The organism is Oceanomicrobium pacificus (assembly GCF_009833495.1).
Lineage (GTDB): Bacteria > Pseudomonadota > Alphaproteobacteria > Rhodobacterales > Rhodobacteraceae > Oceanomicrobium > Oceanomicrobium pacificus.
Genome location: NZ_WUWG01000001.1, coordinates 442924 through 468462, shown reverse-complemented (window position 1 = coordinate 468462; position 25539 = coordinate 442924). Strand labels below are relative to the sequence as shown.

The 25539-nt window shown below is 66.0% G+C and carries 22 protein-coding genes; 8 read left to right on the top strand and 14 right to left on the bottom strand.

Annotated elements, in window-relative coordinates; genetic code table 11:
* Positions 1–53: 53 nt before the first annotated feature.
* From GSH16_RS02405 to GSH16_RS02385, 5 genes are all read right to left on the bottom strand, one after another.
* Entirely contained in the window at positions 54–1424 is a 1371-nt protein-coding gene (locus GSH16_RS02405; RefSeq protein ID WP_160851492.1) for a glutamine synthetase family protein, read from the bottom strand.
* Positions 1425–1564: 140 nt separating this feature from the next.
* On the bottom strand, positions 1565–2599 hold the full coding sequence (locus GSH16_RS02400; protein ID WP_160851490.1) for a TRAP transporter substrate-binding protein: 1035 nt from the start codon (positions 2597–2599) through the stop codon (positions 1565–1567).
* Between the two features lie 87 nt (positions 2600–2686).
* Entirely contained in the window at positions 2687–4009 is a 1323-nt protein-coding gene (locus tag GSH16_RS02395) for a TRAP transporter large permease (RefSeq protein WP_160851488.1), read from the bottom strand.
* On the bottom strand, positions 4009–4515 hold the full coding sequence (locus tag GSH16_RS02390) for a TRAP transporter small permease subunit (RefSeq protein WP_160851486.1): 507 nt from the start codon (positions 4513–4515) through the stop codon (positions 4009–4011). The genes GSH16_RS02395 and GSH16_RS02390 overlap by 1 nt, the downstream gene beginning before the upstream one ends.
* Positions 4508–5350, bottom strand: a complete 843-nt coding sequence (locus tag GSH16_RS02385) for an N-formylglutamate amidohydrolase (RefSeq protein ID WP_160851484.1) — start codon at positions 5348–5350, stop codon at positions 4508–4510. The genes GSH16_RS02390 and GSH16_RS02385 overlap by 8 nt, the downstream gene beginning before the upstream one ends.
* 163 nt (positions 5351–5513) lie before the next feature.
* Between GSH16_RS02385 and GSH16_RS02380 the strand changes: the two genes are divergently transcribed.
* On the top strand, positions 5514–6398 hold the full coding sequence (locus GSH16_RS02380; protein ID WP_328803137.1) for a MurR/RpiR family transcriptional regulator: 885 nt from the start codon (positions 5514–5516) through the stop codon (positions 6396–6398).
* On the opposite strand, the gene GSH16_RS02375 is transcribed toward GSH16_RS02380, so the two are convergent.
* Together GSH16_RS02375 and gltS are read right to left on the bottom strand one after the other, a co-directional pair.
* Positions 6399–7880, bottom strand: a complete 1482-nt coding sequence (locus tag GSH16_RS02375) for an aminotransferase class V-fold PLP-dependent enzyme (protein WP_160851482.1) — start codon at positions 7878–7880, stop codon at positions 6399–6401.
* A 130-nt stretch (positions 7881–8010) separates the two neighbouring features.
* Complete coding sequence (gene gltS, locus GSH16_RS02370) at positions 8011–9207, bottom strand: sodium/glutamate symporter (protein ID WP_160851480.1); 1197 nt, start codon at positions 9205–9207, stop codon at positions 8011–8013.
* 175 nt (positions 9208–9382) lie between these two features.
* Here gltS and argE point away from each other — a divergent pair, with 175 nt between their 5' ends.
* A complete protein-coding gene (gene argE, locus GSH16_RS02365) occupies positions 9383–10567 on the top strand; it encodes an acetylornithine deacetylase (protein ID WP_160851479.1) in 1185 nt (394 codons plus the stop codon).
* Between the two features lies 1 nt (position 10568).
* Positions 10569–11165 carry a DUF3726 domain-containing protein gene (locus GSH16_RS02360; protein WP_160851477.1) on the top strand — a complete coding sequence of 199 codons (597 nt, stop codon included), beginning with the start codon at positions 10569–10571 and terminating at the stop codon, positions 11163–11165.
* A gap of 9 nt (positions 11166–11174) precedes the next feature.
* On the opposite strand, the gene truA is transcribed toward GSH16_RS02360, so the two are convergent.
* Positions 11175–11981, bottom strand: a complete 807-nt coding sequence (truA, locus tag GSH16_RS02355) for a tRNA pseudouridine(38-40) synthase TruA (protein WP_160851475.1) — start codon at positions 11979–11981, stop codon at positions 11175–11177.
* 123 nt (positions 11982–12104) lie between these two features.
* On the opposite strand from truA, the gene GSH16_RS02350 reads away from it, so the two are divergent.
* The 4 genes from GSH16_RS02350 (at position 12105) to ileS (ending at position 18247) form a co-directional block, all read left to right on the top strand.
* Positions 12105–13529, top strand: coding sequence for a YcjX family GTP-binding protein (locus tag GSH16_RS02350; RefSeq protein WP_160851473.1), 1425 nt, complete (start codon positions 12105–12107; stop codon positions 13527–13529).
* The gene (locus GSH16_RS02345; RefSeq protein WP_160851471.1) at positions 13526–14131 is read left to right on the top strand and encodes a GNAT family N-acetyltransferase; all 606 of its coding nucleotides are present in this window, start codon (positions 13526–13528) and stop codon (positions 14129–14131) included. Before GSH16_RS02350 ends, GSH16_RS02345 begins: the two co-directional genes overlap by 4 nt.
* On the top strand, positions 14124–15131 hold the full coding sequence (locus GSH16_RS02340; RefSeq protein ID WP_160851469.1) for a YcjF family protein: 1008 nt from the start codon (positions 14124–14126) through the stop codon (positions 15129–15131). Before GSH16_RS02345 ends, GSH16_RS02340 begins: the two co-directional genes overlap by 8 nt.
* Before the next feature lie 209 nt (positions 15132–15340).
* On the top strand, positions 15341–18247 hold the full coding sequence (ileS, locus tag GSH16_RS02335) for an isoleucine--tRNA ligase (RefSeq protein ID WP_160851467.1): 2907 nt from the start codon (positions 15341–15343) through the stop codon (positions 18245–18247).
* Between the two features lie 75 nt (positions 18248–18322).
* On the opposite strand, the gene GSH16_RS02330 is transcribed toward ileS, so the two are convergent.
* The 6 genes from GSH16_RS02330 to fsa form a co-directional block, all read right to left on the bottom strand.
* Positions 18323–19030 (bottom strand): CDP-alcohol phosphatidyltransferase family protein, encoded by a 708-nt coding sequence (locus GSH16_RS02330; RefSeq protein WP_160851465.1) that lies wholly within the window; start codon positions 19028–19030, stop codon positions 18323–18325.
* On the bottom strand, positions 19027–19881 hold the full coding sequence (locus GSH16_RS02325; protein ID WP_160851463.1) for an amino acid ABC transporter permease: 855 nt from the start codon (positions 19879–19881) through the stop codon (positions 19027–19029). The genes GSH16_RS02330 and GSH16_RS02325 overlap by 4 nt, the downstream gene beginning before the upstream one ends.
* A gap of 46 nt (positions 19882–19927) precedes the next feature.
* The gene (locus GSH16_RS02320; RefSeq protein WP_160851461.1) at positions 19928–20719 is read right to left on the bottom strand and encodes a transporter substrate-binding domain-containing protein; all 792 of its coding nucleotides are present in this window, start codon (positions 20717–20719) and stop codon (positions 19928–19930) included.
* Between the two features lie 88 nt (positions 20720–20807).
* Entirely contained in the window at positions 20808–21758 is a 951-nt protein-coding gene (locus GSH16_RS02315; protein ID WP_407941043.1) for a tyrosine recombinase XerC, read from the bottom strand.
* On the bottom strand, positions 21755–22471 hold the full coding sequence (locus tag GSH16_RS02310) for a DUF484 family protein (protein ID WP_160851459.1): 717 nt from the start codon (positions 22469–22471) through the stop codon (positions 21755–21757). The genes GSH16_RS02315 and GSH16_RS02310 overlap by 4 nt, the downstream gene beginning before the upstream one ends.
* Before the next feature lie 33 nt (positions 22472–22504).
* Positions 22505–23158, bottom strand: coding sequence for a fructose-6-phosphate aldolase (fsa, locus tag GSH16_RS02305; RefSeq protein WP_160851457.1), 654 nt, complete (start codon positions 23156–23158; stop codon positions 22505–22507).
* Between the two features lie 120 nt (positions 23159–23278).
* Between fsa and GSH16_RS02300 the strand changes: the two genes are divergently transcribed.
* Positions 23279–25468 (top strand): primosomal protein N', encoded by a 2190-nt coding sequence (locus GSH16_RS02300; protein WP_160852933.1) that lies wholly within the window; start codon positions 23279–23281, stop codon positions 25466–25468.
* Positions 25469–25539 lie beyond the last annotated feature (71 nt).

Sequence of the window (25539 nt, the reverse complement as noted above, 5' to 3'; positions counted from 1 at the left end):
GGATGCCTGACATGTGCAGGCAGACGGCGGTCTTTAATTAATGTCGGTCGGGGTCAGCCGCGGTCAAAGCCGCGCAGCCGGTCCCAATCCGTGACCGTGCGGTCGGTCTCTGCCTGTTCCCAGCGCGCCGCATGGACATAATGGTCGATCACATCGTCGCCGAAAGCGGCGCGCAACATGTCGGACCGGTCCAACGCGACGGTGGCATCCCGCAGGGTGCCGGGAATCTCGCGCACGTCCCGTGCTTCATATGCGTCGCCCGAATGGGGCTCTTCAAGCGCCAATTCCTGCTCGATCCCGTCGATCCCGGCGGCCAGCTGGGTGGCCAGCGCCAGATAGGGGTTCAGATCGGCGCCGCCGATCCGGCATTCGATGCGGATCGCCTTGGAATTCTCCCCGCAGAGGCGGAAGCCAGCAGTGCGGTTGTCGTTCGACCAGATCGCCTTGGTCGGCGCGAAAAGGCCAGTGGTGAAGCGCTTGTAGCTGTTGGCATAGGGCGCGAGGAACCATGTGTTGGCGGCCGCATGTTTCAGCAGGCCCGCCACATAATGTTCCATCAGTTTCGACATGCCGAACCGGCCGTCCGGGTCATGGAACAGCGGCGTGCGCCCGTCGTCGGACCAGAGCGACTGGTGCACATGGCTCGAAGAGCCGGCGACCTCGGTGTCATATTTCGCCATGAAGGTGACGGCGCGACCATGCTGCCACGCAATGTCCTTGCAGGCGGTCTTGACGATCGTATGGAAGTCCGCCGTATCGAGCGCGGCGGCATAGCGGATGTTGATTTCCTCCTGCCCGGCATAGGCTTCGCCTTTGGAGTTTTCCACCGGGATACCGGCGCCGAAAAGCCCGTTGCGGATGTCGCGCATCACGGCATCTTCGCGTGTGGTCAGGTGGATCGCGTAATCCTGATTGAACATGCTGAGCGGCGTCATGTCGCGATAGCCGTTGTCGAACAGTTGCTCGAAGCTTTCGCGGAACAGGTAGAATTCAAGCTCGGTCGCCATCATGGGTTTCATGCCCATGTCGGCGAGCCGCGCGATCTGACGCTTCAGCATCTGGCGCGGCGAATGGGGCACCGGCTGGTGGCTGTGATGGTCGAGCATGTCGCACAGGACCATGGCCGTGCCGTCCAGCCATGGCAGGCGGCGCAGCGTGGACAGGTCGGGCTTCATCACATAGTCGCCATAGCCCGATTCCCAGCTGGTGGACTTGTAGCCCTGCACGGTTTCCATCGGCAGGTCGGTGGCAAGCAGATAGTTGCAGCTGTGGGTTTCCTCGTGGCCCGTATCGAGGAAGTTCTGCACGTGGAACCGCTTGCCCATCAGCCGGCCCTGCATGTCGACCTGGCAGACGAGCACCGTATCGATCTCGCCCGCGGCTGCGGCCGCTTTCAACGTGTCCAGAGTCAGGGTGCCGGTCATGGATTGTCTCGCTTGTCAGGGTCGGTATGGGTCCCGCATCGGAACCGTTCGGTGCGGAGGCCCGGCCAAGGCCGGACCTCCGGTTGCTGTGGTGCCTTCGCGCCCCCGCCATCGCAGACGTGGGGGTGCAAGGCTGCCCGTCAGGAGTAGCGGTACGGGCGGCCGGCTTTTTCCATCGAGGCGTTGTAGTCCTTCAGGATCTGCACGATCTTCGCTTTGGTTTCGCTTTCCGCGGCGATCTCGTCCCAGAACACTTTGGCAGCCGATTCGACCTGTGCCCATTCCTCGTCGGGGATAGTGGTCAGTTCCATCTTGGTGCCTTCGGTGCGCAGTTTTGCCTCGCCACCCCAGTACCAGTGCTGGCGGTAATAGTGCGAGCTGTCCATGGTCAGCTTGAGCAGTTCCTTCAGATGCTCGGGAAGCTCCTCGTACCGGTCCATGTTGGCGAAGAAGGAGCCGCACCATGCGCCGGAGATGTTGTTGGTGAGGAAGTAGTTGGTCACGTCGGCCCAGCCGACCGTGTAATCCTCGGTGATCCCCGACCAGGCGATGCCGTCAAGCTCGCCCGTCTGCACGGCCACCTCGATATCTTCCCACGGCAGGGTGACAGGCACCACGCCGAACTGGCTGAGGAACCGGCCCGCGGTCGGGAAGGTGAAGACGCGCTTGCCCTTCAGGTCCTCCAGCGAGTTGATCGGGTCCTTGGTGGCGAAGTGGCACGGATCCCATGCGCCGGCTGACAGGTGCTTCACACCGACCTTGGAATATTCCTCGTCCCAGATCTCGCCCAGACCCCACTGGTTGAAGAGCACCGGCACGTCGAGCGAGTAGCGGCTGGCGAAGGGGAAATAGCCGCCGAACACGGTCACTTCGGTCGGCGAGGCCATGCTGTCATCATCGGACTGCACCGCGTCGATCGTGCCGCGCTGCATGGCGCGGAACAGTTCGCCCGTCGGCACCAGCTGGTCGGCATAGTAGAGCTCGATTTCCATCTGCCCTTCGGCGACCTTGTTGAAGCTGTCGATGGCGGGCTTGACCACATGCTCGGCCAGCGCCGGGCCGGCATAGGTCTGCATGCGCCACTTGATGACGGACTGGCTGTGCACCGCCGGAGCGGCCAGCGTGGCGGCGCCGGCGATCCCGGCGGTTTTCAGGAATTGACGTCTGTTGGTCATTTTTACTCTCCTTGTTGGGTGGGGTCGCCCCCGGGGATTGCGTCGATCCTCCTTGTCGGGCGGCTCCGGTCCGTGCCGGGCTGCCTCTTATTTTCCATAGACGGTCTCCGGCAGCCAGAGCGCGATCTGCGGAAAGACGGTGACCAGCACCAGCCCGAGCAGCATCACCAGCACGAAAGGCACGATGGACCGGTAGATGTCGCCCAAACTCACTTCCGACGGCGCCATGGCGCGCATCAGGAAGAGGTTATAGCCAAATGGCGGGGTCATGTAGGCAATCTGGCAGGTGATCGTGTAGAGCACGCCATACCAGATCAGATCAAAGCCGAGCGCGCCGACAAGCGGCACATAGAGCGGGGCCACGATCACCAGCATCGCCGTATCATCGAGGAAGGTGCCCATGATCAGGTAGCTCAGCTGCATCAGGATCAGCACTTCCCACGGGCCGAGTCCGAGCCGGTCGAGGAAGAAGCCCTCGATCGCGCGCACCGCACCCAGCCCGTCGAAGACGGCGCCGAAACAGAGCGCAGCAAGGATAATCCACATGAACATGCAGGATATCGCGAGCGTCTGGCGGACGGTGGTCTCGAACACCTCCCGCGTCAGGCGGCGCTTGACGATGGCCGCGATGGTCGCGGTCAGCGCCCCGATGGCCGAGCTTTCCACCAGCGAGGTCCAGCCGTTGACGAAGGGCACCATCATCGAGGCGAAGATGATGATCGGCAGAAGGCCCGCGCGCAGCAGGCGCAGCTTCTCCGACAGAGGCACATTGCGTTCCTCGGGCGGCAGGGCGGGGCCAAGCTCCGGCTGGATGCGGCAGCGGATCACGATATAGAGGATGAAGAGCGTCGCCATCATCAGGCCCGGGAAGACGCCCGCGAGCCAGAGCTGGCCGACCGGCTGGCGCGCGATCATTGCATAAAGGACCAGCACGACGGACGGTGGCACGAGGATGCCGAGTGACGAGCCCGCCTGTATGACGCCGGTCACCATCCGCTTGTCATAGCCGCGGCGCAGAAGCTCGGGCAGCGCAATGGTGGCGCCGATCGCCATGCCCGCCACCGACAGGCCGTTCATGGCCGAGATCAGCACCATCAGCCCGATCGTCCCGATCGCCAGACCGCCGTTGAGCGGCCCCATCCAGACATGGAACATCTTGTAGAGATCGTCGGCAATCCGGCTCTCCGACAGGATGTAGCCCATATAGATGAAGAGCGGCAGCGTCAGCAGCGGATACCATTTCATCAGCTTCATCGCGGCGGTGAAGGGAATATCCCCGCCACCGGTGCCCCAGAGCAGGAGCGCCGCGCCGGTGCCGACGAACCCGATCGCGGCAAAGACCCGCTGGCCGGTCATCATCATCAGCATCATCGATGCGAACATCAGAAGGGCGATCATCTCGTAGGACATCAGATCTCGTCTCCGCGGATCTTGGCGATGTCCCGGAAGAAGACGGCGAACGCCTGCAGGATCATCAGGAATATTCCGACACACATCACGATCTTGATGGGCGCCATGTAGGGCCGCCATGCCGAATAGCTGCGCTCGCCATATTCAAGCGCATAGGCGGTCGAGGTCAGGCCGCCATAGAGCAGCACGACAAGATAGAAGATCAGGCACAGGATGGTGATCGCATCCGCCCAGGCCTTGGTCCGGTCCGACCAGCTGCCATAGAGCAGGTCCATCCGCACATTGCTGCCAAGCTGCAGCGAATAGGGGCCGCCGAGAATGTAGTAGGCGACCATGGTGAACTGCGCCATCTCCAGCGTCCAGAGCGAGGGGACGAAGAAGGTCTTGGAGATCGAGGAGTAGAGCAGGATGCCCATCATCACGAAGATCAGATACATCGCGGCCCGGCCCACGGCGCGGTTCACGCGCTCGGCCACGCGGACATAGCTCTTGATCCACTCAGGCATTTCCAGGCTCCGGTGACGGGCTGTCCTGACGCGTCGGCGGCGCCTTGGCGGCAGCTGTGGCAGTGAGGGCCGCTTGCGCGGCGGCGAGCGCAGGCGCGATCAGCCCGGCCATGGCATAAACCGCATCGGCATCGCCCAAGAGGTCGTTGCGGACCTCCAGCATCACGTTGGGCAGGCGGCGCGGCAGCGCGTGGCGCAGGAGCGTATGGGTCACGCCGTCTTCCGGTCCGTAGGGCGCGTTGCGGCGCACGATCCGGCCCTGCCAGTCATGGGCCAGCATCAGGTCCGCTGCACGGCTGTCCGCATCATGGAGGATGCCGATCTCGACCTCGCGCGGCGCGCCGTCATAGACCGGTGTGAAACTGTGCACGGTGACAAGAAGCGGGGTCTTGTGGGCGGCGGCGATCCGTTCGGCGGCGGCGCCGACCGCGGCCTCGAACGGACGGTACACCTCGGCAATCCGCGCCTCGCGGTCCTCGGCGCCAAGATGTGCATTGCCGGGCACGGCATGGATTTCGCTATGTGCCCGCATCGCCTCGGGCGACTCGGGCGGCCGGTTGCAGTCATAGACGAGCCGCGAATAGCTCTGTGCGACGAGGGGCGCGTCGAGCATGGCCGACAGGTCCTGTGCCAGCGCCATCGCGCCCGGGTCCCAGGCCACATGGCTCATCCGGGCTTCGGCCGACAGGCCCAGATCGCCCAGCGCGGCCGGGATCTTGCGGCCCGCATGTTCGCAGACGAGCAGGACCGGCGCGCGCCCCGTCTGGCGCACGATCTGCACCGGTGGCGGGTCCCCGCGACCGAGCAGGCCGTGGTTCGCTTTCTGGCTGTCCATTCCGCGCATGCTGTCCCTTTCGCCCGCAGGTTTCTTCAGCCGGGGTGCCGGTGTCAATTGGTTTCTGAAACTTTCATTACATTTTTCAGGCAAGTGAAAAATATTTGACATCCGTGCACTTCGGGTCGACGCTTCTGGGGTGAAACCACGCGAAGGCGAACCCGTGACAGGCGACCAGATTGCCAGCGAACAGACCATATCGGAAGCGATCCGCAGCCTCATGCCGACGCTGACGCGGGCGGAAAAACAGCTCGCCCATTCGCTTCTGGATAACTATCCCGTCTCCGGCCTCGGCAGCATCACGACCGTGGCCGACAATGCCAAAGTGTCCACGCCGACGGTCGCGCGGATGGTCAAGAAACTCGGATGTTCCGGCTTTCCGGAGTTTCAGGCCCGGTTGCGGCAGGAACTGGAAGCGGCGATTTCCAATCCGATCGCGAAACATGACCGCTGGGCCACGGATGTGCCCGACGCGCATATCCTCAACCGGTTTGCCGATGCGGTGATGGCCAACATGCGCCAGACGCTGGCCCAGCTCGACCCGAAGATGTTCGACGCGGCCGCCGACCTGCTTGCCGAAGAAGCCCATGCCGTTCACGTGGTGGGCGGGCGCATCTCACGCGCGCTGGCGGATTATTTCTTCACCCATATGCAGGTGATCCGTCCCGGCGTGACGCTGGTCGCGAGCAACTCGAACGCCTGGCCGCATTATGTGCTGAACATGCAGCCCGGCGATGTGCTGGTGATGTTCGATGTGCGCCGCTACGAACATGACATCCTGAAACTGGCGGAAATGGCGCAGGCACAGGGCGTGCGCATCATCCTTCTGACCGACCAGTGGGGGTCACCTGCCGCGCGGCATGCCGAATTTTCGTTCAACATCCGCATCGAAGCACCATCCGCCTGGGACAGTTCGGTGGTGACGATGACCGTCGTGGAGACGCTCATCGCCGCGGTCCAGAACCGGCTCTGGGATGACAGCCGCGACCGGGTCAAACGGCTCGAGGACCTGTTCGACCAGACCAAGATGTTCCGCAAGTTCGTCTGATCAGCCGAGGCTGGCAAAAAACCCTTCGGCAAATCCGGTATCCGCACGCAGCGGCTCGGCACGATGTGACCAGCGTGCCGTGCGCGGGTCGAACCGGTACTCATCGGCAAGCGCGGGCGCGATGCGGCTCAACTCGTTCACGGCTGCAATGACGCGCTCGGCGGCGGCATCGCTCATCGCGTAGCTGAGGTTCAGCCGCACCCAGCCGGGCTTGCGGTCTTCTGCCCCGGTCATGATGGCACGGCGGATATCTTCGGACACATCCTGACCGAGCCTGAGAAGCGTATGCGCATACGGTCCGGCGCAGGCGCAGCCGCTGCGCACCTGAATGCCGTAGCGGTCGCTCAGCATGCGGGTGAAAAGCTGGTGATGCACATGGCCACCGGCCCCGTCACGCACGCGGAACGAGTAGATCGGCAGCCGGTGTGCGTAGCCACTGCCGAAAATCTCCAGCCGCGCATTCTGCTGCCAGACCGCATTGGCCCGCGCCATCAACTGCGCCTCGCGCCGGTCGATCGCGGCCTGCCCGATCCGGTCTTTCAGGCCAAGCGCCAGCGCTGCCCGGATATCACCGAGGATGTTGGGCGTGCCGGCTTCCTCGCGCACTTCGAGCGACTTGGAATAGTCATGCGCCCAGGGCGAGACATAGGTCACCGTGCCGCCGCCCGGTGCGGTGGGCTTCAGCGACCGGGCAATGGCCGATTTCACGACCAGAAGGCCCGATGCGCCCGGGCCGCCGACGAACTTGTGCGGCGACAGGAAGACGGCATCCTTTTCCGCCCCCGGCGGGTTCATGTCGATCTCCAGATAGGGTGCACCGGCCGCATAATCCCAGAAGGACAGGGCGCCGTGTGCCTTCAGGATGCGGGTCACGGCATCGACCTCTTCGAGAACGCCGGTCACGTTGGACGCCGCAGAAAAGCTGCCGATCTTCAGGTCCGCGTCGCTGTGGTCGAGAAGTGCGGCGGTCAAGGCCGCCTGATCGAGCCCGCCCGATGGCAATTCGGCAATCTCGACAACCTCTGCGCCCGATTCGCGCCACGGCAGGATGTTCGAGTGATGCTCGTAGGGTCCGATGAAGACGGTCACGCGGCGTCCGCGGGCCAGCATTTCGCGCAGGCCCGACAGGGCGACCAGCCGGTTGACGGCAGCCGTCGCGCCGGCGCCCGTGAAAATCACCGCGTCGCGCGGCCCGGCATTGACGATCCGCGCAATCTCGGCGCGGGCGCTTTCACGCAGCCGCGTGGTCGCCGCACCGCAGCGGGACGCCTCCGAATGGGTGTTGGCATAGAGCGGCAGCACCGCGTCGCGGATGTGATCCTCGATCATGTCGAGCGCGCGGCCGGACGCGGTATAGTCGGCATAGGTGAGAGGCACCGGCCCGAAGGGTCCGTCGAGCATCCGGCCTTCGCCGATCACGCCGGACTGGATGCGGCTCAGGAGCGGGCGGGCGTCGGATGTGGTAGCGGCTTCGGGGTGCATGCGGGTCTCCGGGGCAGTCTGGGTTCAGGTGACCCGACAATGCCGCATGACTGCGCAGAGCATGTCCCAAACATTGGTGGGATTGCCGATTTATTGGGATGAAATCTTTCGTTTCGAAAATTTTCCGGGATTAAAGTATCGCCTGCAGAACAATCGCGTTGGCGATGTCCACGAAGAAGGCGGAGACCAGCGGCAGGATCAGGAACGCCTGCGGCGCCGGTCCGTGCTTCTCTGTCACCGCAGTCATGTTGGCGATTGCTGTCGGCGTCGCGCCAAGGGCGAACCCGCCGAAACCGGCGCTCAGGACCGCGGCATCATAGTTGCGCCCCATCAGCGGATAGACGAGCAGCAGGATGAAAGCGGCCGTCATAACGACCTGCGCGCCGATTGCCATCAGCATGGTCCCGGCCAGATCGGCAATGGTCCAGAGCTGCATCGCCATCAGCGACATGCTGAGGAACAGGCCGAGCGAATATTGGCTGACCAGATTGAGCGCCGGGCTGTTCGCGGCCCGCCCGGACGCCGGCAGCCAGCGCCCGAGCGTGTTGGACAGGAGAATTGCGCAGAGCAGGCAGGAAACGAAGAGCGGCAGGCGGATGCCCGCATATTCGAGTGCCTCGTTCAGGAAAGACCCCGCGATGATCGCGAGATGGAGCGCCAGAAGCGCCCGGAAGAAATCGTCGACGGAAATCACCCGGTCGGTCCCGCCACGGGCTGTCGGTTCCTCGGTGATCGGGTCGAGGTCCGGGCCGTTGAGCCGGTTCCGTGCAATCAGGAAGGTGGCAATGGGCCCGCCGATCAGGCTGGCTGCGACCAGCCCGAGCGTCGCGGCGGCGATGCCGATTTCCATCGCGTTGGGCACGCCGGTGAGCCGTGCCACTTCGGGCGCCCATGCAATCGCCGTGCCATGCCCGCCGAGAAGCGCCGCCGATCCGACAAGGACGCCAAGCTCGCGCGGCTGCCCCGAGACGCCCATCACGGTGATGCCGACAATGTTTTGCGCCACGATGAACGTGACCGTCAGCCCGACGAGGATCGCCAGCGCCTTGCCGCCCGCCAGCAGGTCGCTCACCTTGGCGTTCAGCCCGATGGCGGAGAAAAAATAGAGCAGGAGCAGGTCGCGCGTTTCCATCTCGAAACTGACGGAGATGCCGGTCACAAGGTAGAAGCCGAGCATCGCCAAAGCGGTCAGAAGCCCGCCCGAGACCGGTGCAGGAATTGTGAAGCGGCGCAGGACGGCCAGCCGGCTGTTCAGCCAGATGCCCAGGAAATAGACGACGATCCCGAGCGTCATCGCCATGAAATCGTCCACGACCCATTCGGTCATCCTGTCCTCCGGTCCGATCTTCCTGCCCGCCATAAGGCGGCAGCTTCCCGATTTTGGCAAGGGTGGCGGCGGGTTGCGCTTGCGCCGCCCGGCAAAGCGCCTAACATCGGTCCCCAGACGCGCCCGCTTTCGCGGACCGGCGCGACCCGATTGCCAGCCAAGCCCCGGACCCAGAATGCCTGCTTCATCCGCACCGACCGATCCCGATGCCCGTGCGGCGGCGTTGCTCGCCCATCTGGTGGCCTTTCCAACCGTTTCGGACCGCAGCAATCTCGACCTGATCGCCTATGTGGAGGACTATCTGGCCAGCCACGGGATCAGCGCGACGCGGGTGCTCGACGAGACAGGCGAGAAAGCCGCGATCTACACCCAGATCGGCCCCGACCTGCCCGGCGCGACGGTCCTGTCAGCCCATAGCGACGTGGTGCCGGTGGAGGGGCAGGACTGGAGCTCCGATCCGTTCACGCTGGTGGAGCGGGACGGGCGGCTCTACGGGCGCGGGGCCTGCGACATGAAAGGGTTTCTCGCCTGCGTGCTGAGCCGGGTGCCCGACATGGCCGCCGCCGGTCTGCGCCGCCCGATCCGCATCGCGCTCAGCTATGACGAGGAGGTGGGCTGCCTCGGCGCGCCCCCGATGATCGCCCATATGGCGGCTGCCCTTGGGCCCGCGCGGGCGGTGATCGTGGGCGAGCCGACAGAAATGCGCGTGGTCAGCGCGCATAAGGGCATTGCCGAAATGACGACGCATCTGCGCGGCTACGAAGTGCACAGCTCGCTTGTGCACAAAGGCGTCTCTGCGGTCATGGAAGCCGCCCACCTCATCACATGGCTCGAAGCGCGGATGGCGGCGCTGGCCGCCGCGCCGATGGCTGCGGGCAACGCGGATTTCGATCCGCCCTACTCGACGCTCCATGTCGGCAAGATCCATGGCGGGACCGCGCACAACATCACCGCGCGCGATTGTGCCTTCTCGACCGACATCCGGACCGTGCCGACCGACCGGATCGACGATCTGCTGGCGAAATATCGCGCCGAATGTGCGCGGGTCGCGGCGCGGATGCAGGCCATCCACCCCGAAACAGGCGTCTCGATCGACCTGCATGCCACCGTTCCGGGCTGCCGGCCGGAAGAGGGCGGCGCGGCCGAGGAACTGGCCCGGCGGCTGACCGGTGACAACAGCCGCAACGTCGTCTCTTACGCGACCGAGGCGGGGCAGTTCCAGGAGGCGGGTTTCAGCACCGTTGTCTGCGGGCCGGGGTCGATCGCGCAGGCCCACCAGCCCGACGAGTTCATCACCCGCGCCCAGATGGCGGCTTGCGGCGCGTTTCTCGACCGGCTGATCGCCGATCACGCGGCCTGACATGCTCAAATCTGTTTCCGACATCGAGGCGATGCTGGCGGCGGCGGGCCGCGGCGCGGGCATGACGGACCCGGCCGCGGATTATCTTGCCGCGGCTGTCGGCTGGCTGGCGGCGCGGGATCTCGACGGGGTCGCCGCGGCGGTGACCGCGCTCCAGCCGCGTCCGGCCCCGCATCGCAGCGACAGTGCCGAAACGGTCCGCTTCTCCCCCGCGCCGATCCTGCACACCGCGGGTGTCGCGCTCAACGCGCTCTCGGATGCGGCCCGTTCGGGGCGCACGCTGGAACTTGTGGATGTGGACGCGCCGCTTCTGCTTCTGGGCTATGCGGGGGTGGCCGCATCGCGGCTCGGGCGCGGGCTGGCGCTGCGCTCGCGGGCCTTCAACGCGATGATCGCGCCCGACGGCACCCATTATGTGAGCGGTCCCTACGTGCTGGTGCTCGATCCGATCCGGATCGAATACTGGACGCCCGAGCCCTGGCTCTCGCCGGTGCGGATCGTGACGGAAACGGAAGTGGATCCGCTCGACTGGCTGCGCGCCTCACGTCTCGCCGGTCTGGCGGAAGACATGGCCCCGCCGGACGGGCCGCGCCACTGATGCGGGCGTTCAGCCCGCCGCTGGGTCCGGCGGATCGCCGGAGGGGAAGCCGCTGAAGACCGGATCGGGATAGCGCACCTCGGCCAGATATAGCCCCTGCGGCGGGCTCACGGGACCGCAGGCACGGCGGTCGCGGGCGGCCAGTATTTCCGCCACCTTTTCCGGCGGCCATGAGCCGGAGCCGACGCGGGCCAGCGTGCCGACGAAGCTGCGCACCTGATTGTGCAGGAAAGACCGCGCCCGCACGTGGATCCGTATCTCCTGTCCCTGCGCGAGCGGTACCGCTTCCACGTCGAGCGCATCGAGGGTCTTCACCGGTGACGCCGCCTGACAGAGCGTCGAGCGGAAGGTGGTGAAATCATGCCGGCCGATGAGGTGGTTCGCGCCCGCCTGCATCGCTTCGGTGTCGAGCCTGTGGCCGATCCGCCAGACCCGCCCGGCCTCCAGCGGTGCGGGCGAGCGCCGGTTGATGATCCGGTAGAGATACTGCCGCTCGACGGCGGAGAAGCGGGCGCTGAAATCGTCGGGCACGATGGCGAGGTCGAGCACGGCAACACCGGTGTTCTTCAGATGCGCGTTCAGCGCTTCCATCAGACGGAACGGTGTCCATGGGCGGGCCAGATCGACATGGGCCACCTGACCGGTCGCATGCACGCCCGCATCCGTCCGGCCCGCGGCCGTCACGCCCGCATGGCCCGGTTCGAGCTTCGACAGGGCCGTTTCCAGCGCCGTCTGGACGCTCGGATGATCGGCCTGTTTCTGCCAGCCGGCATAGCCGGTGCCGTCATATTCCAGTTTCAAAGCATATCGTGCCATGCCGCCCCCGTAGCCCGACAGGACCGGTTTGCCAATCCCAAAGCACCGGGGCGCCTGCCCCTGTTCATTGCCGGGGGGCGGCCCTATGTTTGGAACTTCAATCACGGGGAGGCCGCGCAAAACGTGGTTCTGGGACGGGTTACAGATCAGATCGTGCGCGTCATCGAAGATGCGCAGGGCGGGGTGGAGGAATTGCTCTTCGAGCCGGTGATCCGTCTCGGCGTGACCGGCCTGTCGCGGGCGGGCAAGACGGTCTTCATCACCTCGCTCGTTGCCAACCTGATCGATCGCGGGCGGATGCCGCACCTGTCGGCGGCCTCTTCGGGGCGGATCGAGGCGGCCTTCCTGCAACCCCAGCCCGACGATGACGTGCCGCGGTTCGACTATGAGACCCATCTGCGCGACCTGACGGGCAAGGCGCCGCGCTGGCCCGAATCGACGCGCGCTGTCAGCCAGTTGCGGCTGTCGCTCCGGGTGCGGCCCCGCGGGATGCTCTCGGGACTGACGGGCGCCCGGACGGTGCATCTCGACATTGTCGACTATCCGGGCGAATGGCTCCTCGACCTGCCGCTTCTCGACCAGAGTTTCGCCGACTGGTCCGCAAGCGCGCGGGCGCTGGCCCTGTCGCCGGGGCGGGCCGACCATGCCGCCGACTGGATTGCGGTCGATGCGACGGCAGATGGCAGCCAGCCGCTCGACGAGGCGCAGGCGCAAATCCTTGCCGCCCGGTTCCGCGATTATCTGCGCGAAAGCCGCGCTGCCGGTTTTTCGGCCTGTGCGCCGGGGCGGTTCCTGCTGCCCGGTGATCTGGACGGGTCGCCCGCGCTGACCTTCGCGCCGCTGGCGCCACTCGATCGCGCACGTTCGGGCACGCTCTACCGCGAATTCGAACGCCGGTTCGAGGCCTACAAGAAAATCGTCGTCAAACCGTTCTTCCGGAACCATTTCGCGCGGATCGACCGGCAGATCGTGCTGATCGACGCGCTGGGTGCGGTCCATGACGGACCGCAGGCAGTGAACGATCTGGCCGAGGCGATGCAGGATATCCTTGCCTGTTTCCGGCCCGGCCGCAGCAGCTGGCTCGCCTCGATCCTTGGCCAGCGCCGCGCTGACCGGATCCTGTTTGCCGCGACAAAGGCCGATCTTCTGCATCACAGCCAGCATCCGCGTTTGACCCGGATCACCGAGGCGCTGGTGCGCGAAGCCCGCGCACGGGCCGATTTCAAGGGGGCACGCACCGCTGCGCTGTCCTTGGCGAGCTTGCGGGCGACGGTGGAGCAGACTGTGACCCATGACGGGGCGCAACTCGATTGCGTGCGCGGTATACTGGAAGAAGAAGGCACCCCCGCCGCCATGTTTGCCGGCGATCTGCCCGAGGATCCGGCCCATCTGCTGACGCCGGCCGGGCAGGGGGCGGACAGTTGGCTCGATCAGGATTTCACCCTGATGCGCTTTGCCCCGCCGGTCCTGACCCTGCCGCCCGATATGGGTCCGCCGCATATCCGGCTCGACCGGGCGGCCGAATTCTTGCTGGGAGACAAATTGTGAGCCGTTCGATCCGAATCCGCGACGCCATCCCTGAAGATGTGCGCGCCTGCGCCGGTATCCTGCGCGACTGGGCCGATGACACGCCGTGGTTTCCCCACTGGTATACCCATTATGAGGACCGCGCCTTCGTCGCCCGCCATATCGCCGAGAACCGCGTGCGGGTCGCGATGCGCCCCGACGGAATCGCGGGCTTTCTGGTGCTCGAAGGGCAGGAGGTGCCGTGCCTTTACGTCGGGCGTGGCCTGCGCGGGCGTGGCATCGGCGCGGCGCTGATCGACGATGCCAAGCGCCTGTCGCCGGACGGGCTGGAACTCTGGTGCTTCCAGGCCAATCTCGGGGCGCAGAAATTCTATACCCGCGAAGGGTTCGCGGAGGTGGAGCGCACGGATGGGGCGCGGAACGCGGAAAAACTGCCCGACATGCGGTTTCGCTGGGCGCCGGAGCGGCCGAAGGCGGGTGATGGCAAAAAGGACCAGACCGGCAAGGACAAAGCCGCTGGGCCGGATGTGAAACCCGACGGTGAGAAGAAGCAGACGGCACCGGACAGCGGCAAACCCTCGGCACCCGCCAAGCCCGACAGTGGAGCCAAGGGCGATGGCTGAGGCCCGCAAGCCGGTCGTCCTGACAGGCGAGGCGCTGGGCGACACGCAAGGCGTCGATCCCGGCGCCGCGCCCGCAGTGCCCGATCTCGACGGCGCGGATCGGGGCGCGGCCATGGTGGCCGTGACCCGGATCGCGGCCCGCAGGCCGAACCGGTTGGCGCGGCTCTTCTGGGCCAGCCTGTCCGGGCTTCTGGTGATGATGATCGGGCTGGCCGCCTTCGATTTCGTCGCAACACTTCTGGCGCGCAACATCTGGCTCGGACGGCTCGCGCTCCTGCTCGGCGCCGCCGCCGCCGTGACCTTCGTAGCGCTTGTGCTGCGCGAACTGGCGGGCCTCTGGCGTCTGTCGCGGCTCGACGGGCTTCGGCGCGAGGTGGAGGCCGCCACACGGGACGGGGACAAGGCGGCGGCGGAGGCTGTGGCGCGAAAACTGTCGCATCTCTACGAGGGGCGGCCGGACCTGCGCTGGTCGCGGCAGGATCTCGACCGGATGCTGGAGGACCAGTTCGACGCCGATGGGGTGCTGTCTGTTACCGAGACCCGGCTCATGGCCCCGCTCGACGCGATGGCGCGGCGCGAGGTGGAGGCCGCCGCGCGGACCGTCGCCGCCGCCACGGCTCTGGTGCCGCTTGCCCTGGCTGACGTGGCCGTGGCGATGGGCGCCAACATCCGGATGATCCGCCGGCTGGCCGAGGTCTATGGCGGACGGGCGGGCACGCTCGGATCGCTGCGGCTCCTGCGCGCGGTGGCCGCCCATCTGCTGGCCACCGGGGCCGTTGCCGTGGGCGACGACATGATCAGTTCCATCGCCGGCGGCTCGGCGCTCAGCCGCGTGTCGCGCCGCTTCGGCGAGGGGGTCATCAACGGGACGCTGACCGCGCGGGTGGGCGTGGCCGCGATCGAGGTGTGCCGCCCGATGCCCTTTGCCGCCCAGAAGCGCCCGAGCGTGACGGGCATCGTGAAGCGGGCGCTCACGGGGCTTTTCAGCCGAGAGGCGTGAGCCGTACGCCGGCCTGCATCGCCCGCGGCAACTCCACGCTGGAATATCGGGCAGGGGCGGTCTATACAGCCGCCCATGTGGACAGGAACCGGCATAGATTTCCGAATTACTGGCCCGGCGCTCAGCCTCTGAGCGACCGGGGAACAGGCGCATGGGCCGACCGCGCCGACCAACCACCTAGAATTCTCCAGTGACGAGAGAGCCTTGCCATGTGTGCCGACACACCTGATTACAAAGACACGCTGAACCTGCCCCAGACCGAATTCCCGATGCGCGCGGGCCTGCCCAAACGCGAACCGGAATGGCTGGCGCGCTGGGCCGAGATGGACATTTACGGCCGCCTGCGCGCCAAGGAGGGCCGGACCCCCTTCATCCTGCATGACGGCCCGCCCTATGCGAACGGCCATCTTCATATCGGCCACGCGCTCAACAAGATCCTGAAGGACATGGTCGTCCGCTCGCAACAGATGATGGGCCATGACAGCCGCTATGTGCCCGGCTGGGACTGCCACGGTCTGCCGATCGAGTGGAAGATCGAGGAACAGTACCGCTCCAAGGGGCAGGACAAGGACGAGGTGCCGATCAATGATTTCCGCGCCGAGTGCCGGAAATTCGCTGAAGGCTGGGTCGATATCCAGCGCGAGGAGTTCAAGCGGCTCGGTGTCACCGGCAACTGGGACGATCCGTATCTGACGATGAACTATGATGCCGAGGCGGTGATCGCCGAGGAATTCATGAAATTCGTCATGAATGGCAGCCTCTATCAGGGCTCGAAGCCGGTCATGTGGTCGGTGGTGGAAAAGACCGCGCTGGCCGAGGCGGAGGTCGAGTATCACGACCATCAGAGCCACACGATCTGGGTGAAATTCCCGGTCATCCGCGCGGTGGAGAAGACCGGCGCGCGTTCGGACCTGCTCGGCGTCAATGTGGTGATCTGGACGACGACGCCATGGACGATCCCGTCCAACCGTGCCGTCGCCTTCAACCCGGGCCTGTCCTACGGGCTCTACGAGGTCACGGAAGCGCCCGAGGACAATTGGGCGAAGACGGGCGACCGCTACCTGCTCGCCGACAATCTGGCGGCGGATGTGTTCGGCGCGGCACGTGTCGAGAAATACGCGCGCCTGCGCGATGTGACCGCCGAGCAGCTCGACCTTCTGACCTGCGCGCATCCGTTCCGCGGTGTCGAGGGCGCGGATGGCGAATGGGACTATGACGTGCCGATGCTGCCGGGCGACCATGTGACCGACGAGGCCGGCACCGGCTTCGTCCATACCGCGCCGAGCCATGGTGCCGACGATTACATCCTCGGCGTCAAGCACGGGCTGGTGATGACGCACAATGTGCTCGAAGATGGCAGCTTCCGGGAGGATATGCCTTTCTTCGGCGGGCTGAAAATCTTCGACCACAAGGGCAAGGAAGGCAAAGCCAACCGCGCCGTGATCGACAAGATGGTCGAGGGCGACGCGTTGATCGCGCGCGGGCGGATCAAGCACAGCTATCCGCACAGCTGGCGCTCGAAAGCGCCGCTCATTTTCCGCAACACGCCGCAATGGTTCGTGGCGATCGACCGCGAACTGGGCGACGGGCGCGACGAATATGGCAAGACCATCCGCGCCCGCGCGCTGGCATCCATCGACGAACTCGTCACATGGACACCGCAGAGCGGGCGCAACCGGCTCCATTCGATGATCGAGGCGCGCCCCGACTGGGTGCTGTCGCGCCAGCGCGCCTGGGGTGTGCCGCTCACCTGTTTCGTCAAGCGCGGCGCGAAGGGCGCGGTGGAGATCCTGCGCGACCCGGATGTGAACGCGAAGATCGTCGCCGCCTTCCGCGAGGAAGGCGCCGATTGCTGGTTCGACGCGGGCGCCGCCGCCCGCTTCCTGTCGCCCGAGCAACTGGCCGAGGGCTGGGAGAAGGTGACCGACATTCTCGACGTCTGGTTCGACAGCGGCTCGACCCATGCGTTCGTGCTGCGCGACCGCGTGGACGGCACGCCGGACGGGATCGCGGACCTCTATCTCGAAGGGACCGACCAGCATCGCGGCTGGTTCCACTCCTCGATGCTGCAATCCTGCGGGACCAAGGGACGCGCGCCCTACAAGGGCGTTCTGACCCACGGGTTCACGCTCGACGAGAAGGGCATGAAAATGTCCAAGTCGCTCGGCAACACCATCGTGCCCGAGCAGGTCGTCAAGCAGTATGGCGCGGATATCCTGCGGCTCTGGGTGGCGCAGTCGGACTATACGGCCGACCAGCGGATCGGGCCGGAAATCCTGAAAAACGTGGCCGACAGCTACCGCCGCCTGCGCAACACGCTGCGCTTCATGCTGGGCAACCTGTCGGGCTATGATGCGGCCGAAGCCGTCGACCCGTCCGAGATGCCCGATCTGGAGCGCTGGGTGCTGCACCGGCTGGCCGAACTCGACGAGACGGTCCGCAAGGGCTACGCGGCCTATGATTTCCAGGGCGTGTTCCAGAGCCTGTTCCAGTTCTGCACCGTCGACCTGTCGGCCTTCTATTTCGACATCCGCAAGGACGCGCTCTATTGCGACGCGGACGGCAGCCTGCGCCGCCGCGCCGCGCGCACGGTGCTCGACATCCTGTTCCACCGCCTGACCACATGGCTCGCGCCGATGCTGGTCTTCACGATGGAGGATGTCTGGCTCGACCGGTTCCCCGGCAATGACAGTTCGGTGCATCTGGTGGACTTCCCCGACACGCCGCAGGACTGGCGCGATGACGCACTTGCCGCCCGCTGGGCCGCAATCCGCGACGTGCGCCGCGTCGTGACCGGCGCGATCGAGATCGAACGGCGGGAGAAGAATATCGGTGCGTCGCTCGAAGCCGCCCCGGTGGTGCATGTGGAAGATGCCGATGTGCTGGCACAACTGCGCGGGCTGGATTTCGCTGATATCTGCATCACGTCAGGCATCCAGCTCTCAAACGATCCGGTGCCGGGCAATGCGTTCCGCCTGACCGAACAGCCGGGCGTCGGCGTGGTTTTCGAACGCGCGCAGGGCGAGAAATGCCAACGCTGCTGGAAGATCCTGCCCGAGGTCGGCCATACGGCCCATGCAGGCACCTGCAAACGCTGTTCGGATGCGCTCGGCTGACACCGGGCGTCTTCGACCCCGAAAACAGATAGACCGGCCCGATGCGGCCGGTCTTTTTCGTCGTAGAGAGAAATCTTACTCGGCGGCAGTCGGTTTGCGCGCCGGCACAACCTGCATCGCGATGCCCGCAAATGTCAGGTAGAGCGTCGTTGCGATCAGTCCGGCAGCCGCAAGAGGCGGGGTCTCGAAATCCTCCAGCCCGATCCAGAGCGCGATCATGCACCATGCGAGCATCACGGGCAGGGACAGGCGTCGCCAGCGTTCCGTCCGCACCGGATGGATGAATTTCAGCGGCACGAACTGTGCCACGCAGAGCGTGCCGACGATCCCGATGATCGCCCATTCGCTCGGGCGCAGGGCGAAGATCACCAGCATCACCATGTTCCAGCAGCCCGGAAAACCCGAGAAGCTGTTGTCCTCGGTCTTCATCCGTGTGTCGGCGAAATAGACGACACCCGTCGTCACGATCGCGATCGCACAAAGCCATCCGCCCCAGGCCGACATCAAACCGGCCTGCGCCAGCGCATAGGCCGGAATGAACACGTAAGTCAGGAAGTCGATGATCAGGTCGAGCAGCACCCCGTCCCAATGCGGGGCAAACTTCTTCACATGTGCCCAACGGGCGAGCGGTCCGTCGATCCCGTCCACAATGAGCGCGAGGAGCAGGAAGAAGAACATCATCTTCCAGTCGTTTGCACCGGCTTCGAGCATGGCAAAAAGCGCGAGCGCGGCGCCCGAGGCGGTGAAGAGATGGACGCAGAAGGCAAGGGTCTGGCGGGTCATTCGGCAAGCTCTACATGTTGGGCCGCATTCGGGCCAGCCTTATTGCGCCGCGCGGTCCGGTCGCGCAGCCGCCGCTCCAGCGCGCGCAGTCCGAGCGACAGGCCGACCGTCATGATCAGGTAGATGAACGCGACGATATTGTAGGTCTCGAAAAAGCGGAAGGAGCCTGCAGCATAGACCTTGCCCATCTGGGTAATGTCGGCGACGCCAAGCACGGACACAAGCGCGCTGTCCTTGATGAGCGCGATGAAATCATTGCCGAGCGGCGGCAGGATCATCCGGATCGCCTGCGGGAAGACGATGTGCCGGAACCGCTGCCAAGGGCCGAGCCCGAGCGCCTTTGCGGCTTCGATCTGGCCGCGGTCCACGGCCTGAATGCCGGCGCGGAACACTTCCGCGATGAAGGCCGCATAGCCGATGGTGAGCGCAAGGATTGCCCGCCACATGAGCGACAGGTCGCGGGTGCGGATCGGGTCCAGCCCGAGCGGTTCCGCCAGCGCGTTCCAGCCCGCCACCAGTGCCGGCGCGCCGACAAAGGCGATGTAGAACAGGAGCACGAGGATCGGGATGCCGCGCACGATCTCGATATAGAAGCGCGCGATCTGGCGCAGCAGGAGCGAGGGCGACAGCACGCAGACTGCAAGCAGGAGGCCAAGTGCGGATGCCAGCGCGAAGGCGGTCAGCGTGACGAAGATCGTGATGCCCACGCCCTTGCCGACGATCTCCAGGATCTGGGTGTAGATCGGGTCGGACAGGATTTTCCACGTCAGGAACGCGCCGAGCGCGAGCGCGGCGACGAGCCACCATGGAAAGTCACGGTTCGGATCGGAAGGAGAGGGAGACGGCGCCATATCATGCGCCCGGCCACGCGTCGCGGCCGGGCGCTATCCTGTCAGTTCAGCCGCCGAGCTTGTAGTCGAGGAACCATTTCTTGTTCAGCGCGTCGAGCGTGCCGTCGGCCTTCATGTCGGCAATCGCGGCATTGATCGGCGCGACCAGATCGGAACCTTTGGGGAAGATGAAGCCGAAATCCTCGGTGCCCATCGCGTCGCCCGTCAGCTTGAACGTGTCGGGATTGGCCCGCACATAACCCTCGCCGGCCGTGCCGTCGGTCAGCACCACGTCCACGTCGCCCGCCTTCAGGGCCTGCACCGACGCGCCGAAAGTCTCGAACAGCTTGATGCGCGGGTTGGCCTCGTCCCCGTCGAGCATGTCGTAGACCGCGACGTAGAAGGGCGTTGTGCCCGCCTGTGCGCCCACAAGCCCGTCCTCGAACGCGGCGAAACTCGCGCCATCGGTGAACCGGTCCTCGTCCGCGCGCACCAGCATGAACATTTCCGAGCGCATGTAGGCGTCCGAGAAATCGACCTTCTCCTTGCGGTCGTCGCGGATGGTGATGCCGGTCATGCCGACATCATACTGGCCCTCGCTCACCGCTGGGATCATCGCGTCCCAGGAGCTGTTCTCGATCACCACGGTCATGTTGATCCGCTTGGCGATCTCTTCCATCGCATCATATTCCCAGCCGATCGCATCGCCGGTCGCCGGATCGACAAACTGCAGCGGCGGGTAGGCGTTTTCGGTCACCACGACCACTTCGCGCCCCTCCAGATCCGGCAGGTCGGCGGCCAGCGCGGGGCTGAACATCATGAGCCCGGTCAGGGCGGAAAGAATGGGGAGGGTCTTCATCGGAGCGCTCCTTTTGACTGCGTGATGAACCGGGCGCGAGGATGGCAAAGCGCCGTGATCGCGTCCAGCGGCAAATGCTGCTTCGGGCCTATCCGGCGCCCTTGGGGTGGGCGCGTGCATAAATATCCATCAGTCGCGCCTGATCCACGGCCGTGTAAGCCTGCGTGGTGGACAGAGAGGCATGGCCGAGCAGTTCCTGGATGGCGCGCAGGTCGCCGCCCGCTTCCAGAAGGTGGGTCGCGAAGGAATGGCGCAACGCATGTGGCGTGGCCGAGGCGGGCAGGCCGAGTTGCATCCGCGCCTGTTCCAGCACTTTCTGCACCAGCCGGGGGTTCAGCGCACCGCCACGCTGGCCGAGGAAGAGCGGCCCGTCCGGACCCGGATCATGCGGGCAGAGCCGCAGATAGGCATCGACCGCGTCGCGGGCGGCCGGCAGGACCGGCACCATCCGCTCCTTGCCGCCCTTGCCGCGGATCGTCAGCGCTTCGGGCAGCGGTGCGGCGCGGCGGGGCAGGCCGAGCGCCTCGGAAATGCGCAGCCCGCAGGCATAAAGGAGCGTGACCACCGCCACATCGCGCGCGGCGATCCAGTCCTGCGGGTTTTGCAGTTCCACACGGTCGATCAGGGCGCGTGCGGCCTCGGTATCGACCGGACGGGGCAGACGGGCGGCAGGCCGCGGGGCACGGGTCGCGGTCACGGCGGGATTGGTGATCCCCTCGGCCGTGTCGAGCCAGCCGTAGAAGCTGCGCACCGCCGACAGGGCGCGCGCGACCGAGCGCGCCGACAGGCCGCGTCCGCGCTCGCGTGCCAGCCAAGCCCGCATGTCCTGCGTCGTCACTGCCGACAGGGCCGCGCGGCCGGGCCGTGCGCCGTGATGGTCGGTCAGAAAGCCCAGAAATCCCGCCACGTCACGGCGATAGGCGTCGAGCGTGCGGGGCGAGGCATCGCGGGTGCCGGCCATGGCACGCAGCCAGCGGTTCAGGAAATCGTCGGCCGCGTCGGCGGCCGGATGCGGTGCGGGGTCGCCCGGGCCGGTCACGCCAGCCAGCGGCGCAGGACGCGCTCGAAGACCCCGGCAAAGAAGGTCAGAAGATCGCCCCCCTGATCGGGGTGGAACCGGTGCGGGTCTTCCGATCCGAAGGCCAGCAGGCCGGGCTGGAAATCCGGTCCGAGGTCAAGCTGAAGAAGCGCCTCGGACTTGATCCATGTCGCATCGCGCCCGTAGACCGAGCTCTGGTCGGGCGCGCATTGGCGCAGCGTGACTTTGCGGCTGACCACGTCGCGGTCCTGCGTCAGGTAGGCGTCGACGCCGCCGCGCGCCAGCGCGACAACGGTGGATTGCATGTCGCCCTTCGGGCCGAGCGGCGTGCCGGGCGCGACGGCGGGGCTTTCCAGCCCCAGCCGGATCACGTCGACCGACAGGATGTTCGTCACATCATGGCTGAGCGCGGTCAGGAACCCGTTGAAATCCGCCGGGTCGAGCACCGCGAGCACCGCACGGTGCACCTGGTTGGTGCCCGCGAGATTCTCATAGGCAGCGGCAATGACGTTGCGATGGGTGTCTTCCAGCCGGTCGAGCCGGTCTTCCAGCCGGTCGACCAGCACGCCGCGCAGGTCCACGACATTGCGCGCATCGTCGCCGCCCTGTGCCTTGAGGAGCGCCCGCATGACATCCCGATCCTCCAGGATCATGTCGGGATCGGAGAGAATATGCGCGCGGATGGCGCGCAACGCCTCGTCTTTGTCGGCCATGCCTGTCTCCTCGCTGCCCTTCGTCGGCGGGGCTTACAGGATCTTCTGTCCCGTCTTCGCCCAGTCGGCCAGGAAGCTTTCCAGCCCCTTGTCCGTCAGCGGATGATCCGCCAGTTTCTTCAGCACGCCTGGCGGTGCGGTGATGACGTCAGCCCCGATCCGCGCGCTGTCGGTGACATGATTGACGGTTCTGATCGACGCCGCAAGGATTTCTGTGTCGAACCCGTAATTGTCGTAGATGGTGCGGATGTCGGCGATCAGTTCCATCCCGTCGAGGTTGATATCGTCGAGACGGCCGATGAACGGGCTGATGAAGGTGGCGCCGGCCTTGGCGGCGAGGATCGCCTGGTTGGCGGAGAAGCAGAGCGTGACATTGACCATCTGGCCCTCGTCCGACAGCACCTTGCAGGCTTTGAGCCCGGCCCAGGTCAGCGGCACTTTCACGGCGATGTTGCTCGCGATCTTGGCCAGCTTGCGGCCCTCCGCGATCATCTCGTCTGCCTCGGTCGCCGTCACTTCCGCGCTCACCGGACCGTCGACAATGTCGCAGATTTCCTTGGTCACTTCGAGGATGTCGCGACCCGATTTCAGGATCAGCGACGGATTGGTGGTGACGCCGTCGACCATTCCGGTATCGTTGAGTTCCTTGATGGCGTCGATATCGGCCGTGTCTACGAAGAATTTCATGATGTACTTTCCATTTGGAGTTGCCCATCGGGCCCATCGGGGCGGTCCCGCGCGCGCGCACCTTAATCGAAGCGCCGCCGCGATGGAACCGCCCTTGGCAGGGGGGGCGCCTGCGTGAGCATGCCGATCCATTTCGAGGAAGGCGCTCTGGTCGCGGTGCTGACCACACAGCCGCTCGACCGCACGCTCGACTATCGCGCACCGGCAGGCGGGGTGCGGCAGGGCGCCTTCGTCGAGGTGCCGCTCGGGCCGCGCCGGGTGCTTGGCACGGTCTGGGGGCCGGGGGAGGGCGGTTTCGATCCGTCGAAGATCCGCGCCGTCCACCGCGTGCTCGACCTGCCGCCGATGCGCCCCGAGATGCAGACCTTTCTGACGCAGGTCGCGGATTACACGCTGAGCCCGTTGCCCGCGGTGCTCCGGCTGGCGACACGGGTCCCGGGTCTCGGCGACGCGCCGGGGGCGCGCAAGGTCTACCAGCTGGCCGAAGCCGAGCCTGATCGCTGGACGGACGCGCGTCGCCGTGTGGTCGAGACGATGAAAGAGTATGGCAATCTGGGCTTCGCACCGGGCGAATTGGCATCGCTGTCCGGTGTCAGCAGTTCGGTCCTCAAGGGGCTGGAGGCGCAGGGCGTTCTGATGCGGATCGACCTGCCGCGCGACGCGCCGTTCCCGAGGCTCGATCCTGCCGCCCCTGCGCGGGACCTGTCCGAGGATCAGGCGCGGGCCGCGCGGATCCTGCGCGAAGCGGTGCGCAGCCGCCGCTATGGCACGACGCTTCTGAAAGGGGTCACCGGATCGGGCAAGACGGAGGTCTATCTCGAAGCCGTGGCCGCGGCGCTTGAACAGGGCCGGCAGGCGCTGGTTCTGTTGCCTGAAATCGCCCTGACGGTGGAGTTTCTCGACCGTGTGGAACGCCGCTTCGGCGCGCGGCCGGTGGAATGGCATTCGGGCGTGACGCAGGCCGAACGCCGCCGCGCCTGGAAAGCCGTGGCGTCGGGCGAGGCGCAGCTTGTCGTGGGCGCGCGGTCGGCGCTTTTCCTTCCCTTCACCGATCCCGGCCTCATCATTGTGGATGAGGAGCATGACGGTTCCTACAAGCAGGAGGATGGCGTGCTCTACAGTGCCCGTGACATGGCGGTGCTGCGCGCATCCCTGTCGCGCGGGCAGGTGGTTCTGGCCTCGGCCACGCCGTCGCTGGAAAGCTGGACCAATGCGCGGGCGGGAAAATATGCGCGGCTCGACCTGACCGAGCGGTTCGGCACCGCAAGCCTGCCCGACATGCAGGCCATCGACATGCGTGCCGAGACGCTGGAGACGGGGCGCTGGATATCGGAACCCCTCGCGGCAGAGGTCGGCCGCCGGATCGCGGATGGCGAGCAGGCGCTTCTTTTCATCAACCGTCGCGGCTTCGCACCGCTCACCATTTGCCGTGCCTGCGGGCATCAGGTCGGCTGCACCGATTGCGACGCGCGGATGGTCGAACACCGGTTCCAGCGCCGGCTCATGTGCCACCAGTGCGGGGCCACGGCGCCGATTCCGGAAACCTGCCCCAGTTGCGGCGTGGCCGGGCGGCTGGCCGCCATCGGTCCGGGGGTCGAGCGGCTGGCCGAGGAAGCCAGCGGGCTCTTCCCCGATGCGCGGATCGCGGTCCTTTCCTCCGACCTTGCCATGTCGGCCCGCGCGATGAAGCAGCGGATCGACCAGATTGCGGGCGGCGAGGCCGACCTGATCGTGGGCACGCAACTGGTCGCCAAGGGGCACAATTTTCCGCTCCTGACGCTTGTCGGCGTGATCGACGCCGATCTGGGGTTGCAGGGGGGCGACCTGCGGGCGGCGGAGAAGACCTATCAACTGATCCGGCAGGTGGCGGGGCGCGCAGGCCGTGCGGACAAGCCGGGGCAGGCGCTCATCCAGACCCACCAGCCGGACCATCCGGTGATCCGCGCGATCCTGTCCAATGATGACGAAGCCTTCTTCACCGCCGAAGCCGCAATGCGGGAAGCTGCCGCGACGCCGCCCTTCGGGCGGATGGCCGGCGTGGTCGTCTCGGGCACGGATTTGCCGCAGGTGACCGCAGTGGCACGCGAACTGGCACGCCGTGCGCCCCTGCTGTCTGGCGTGGGCGCAACGCTCTTCGGTCCGGCGCCCGCGCCCGTGGCGCGCATTCGCGGGCGGCACCGGATGCGGCTTCTGGTCAAGGCCCCGCGCGGCACACGGCTGCAACCCGCGCTCCAGACATGGCGTGCGGGTCTGAAACTGGGCGGCACGCTGCGCGTCACCATCGATATCGACCCCCAGAGCTTCTACTGAGGCGCGGCGCCCGGTCGGCATCCGTCTGCCGACCGGAGGGCCTTGCGCGCCAAAATGCTGGCCTTGCAGGC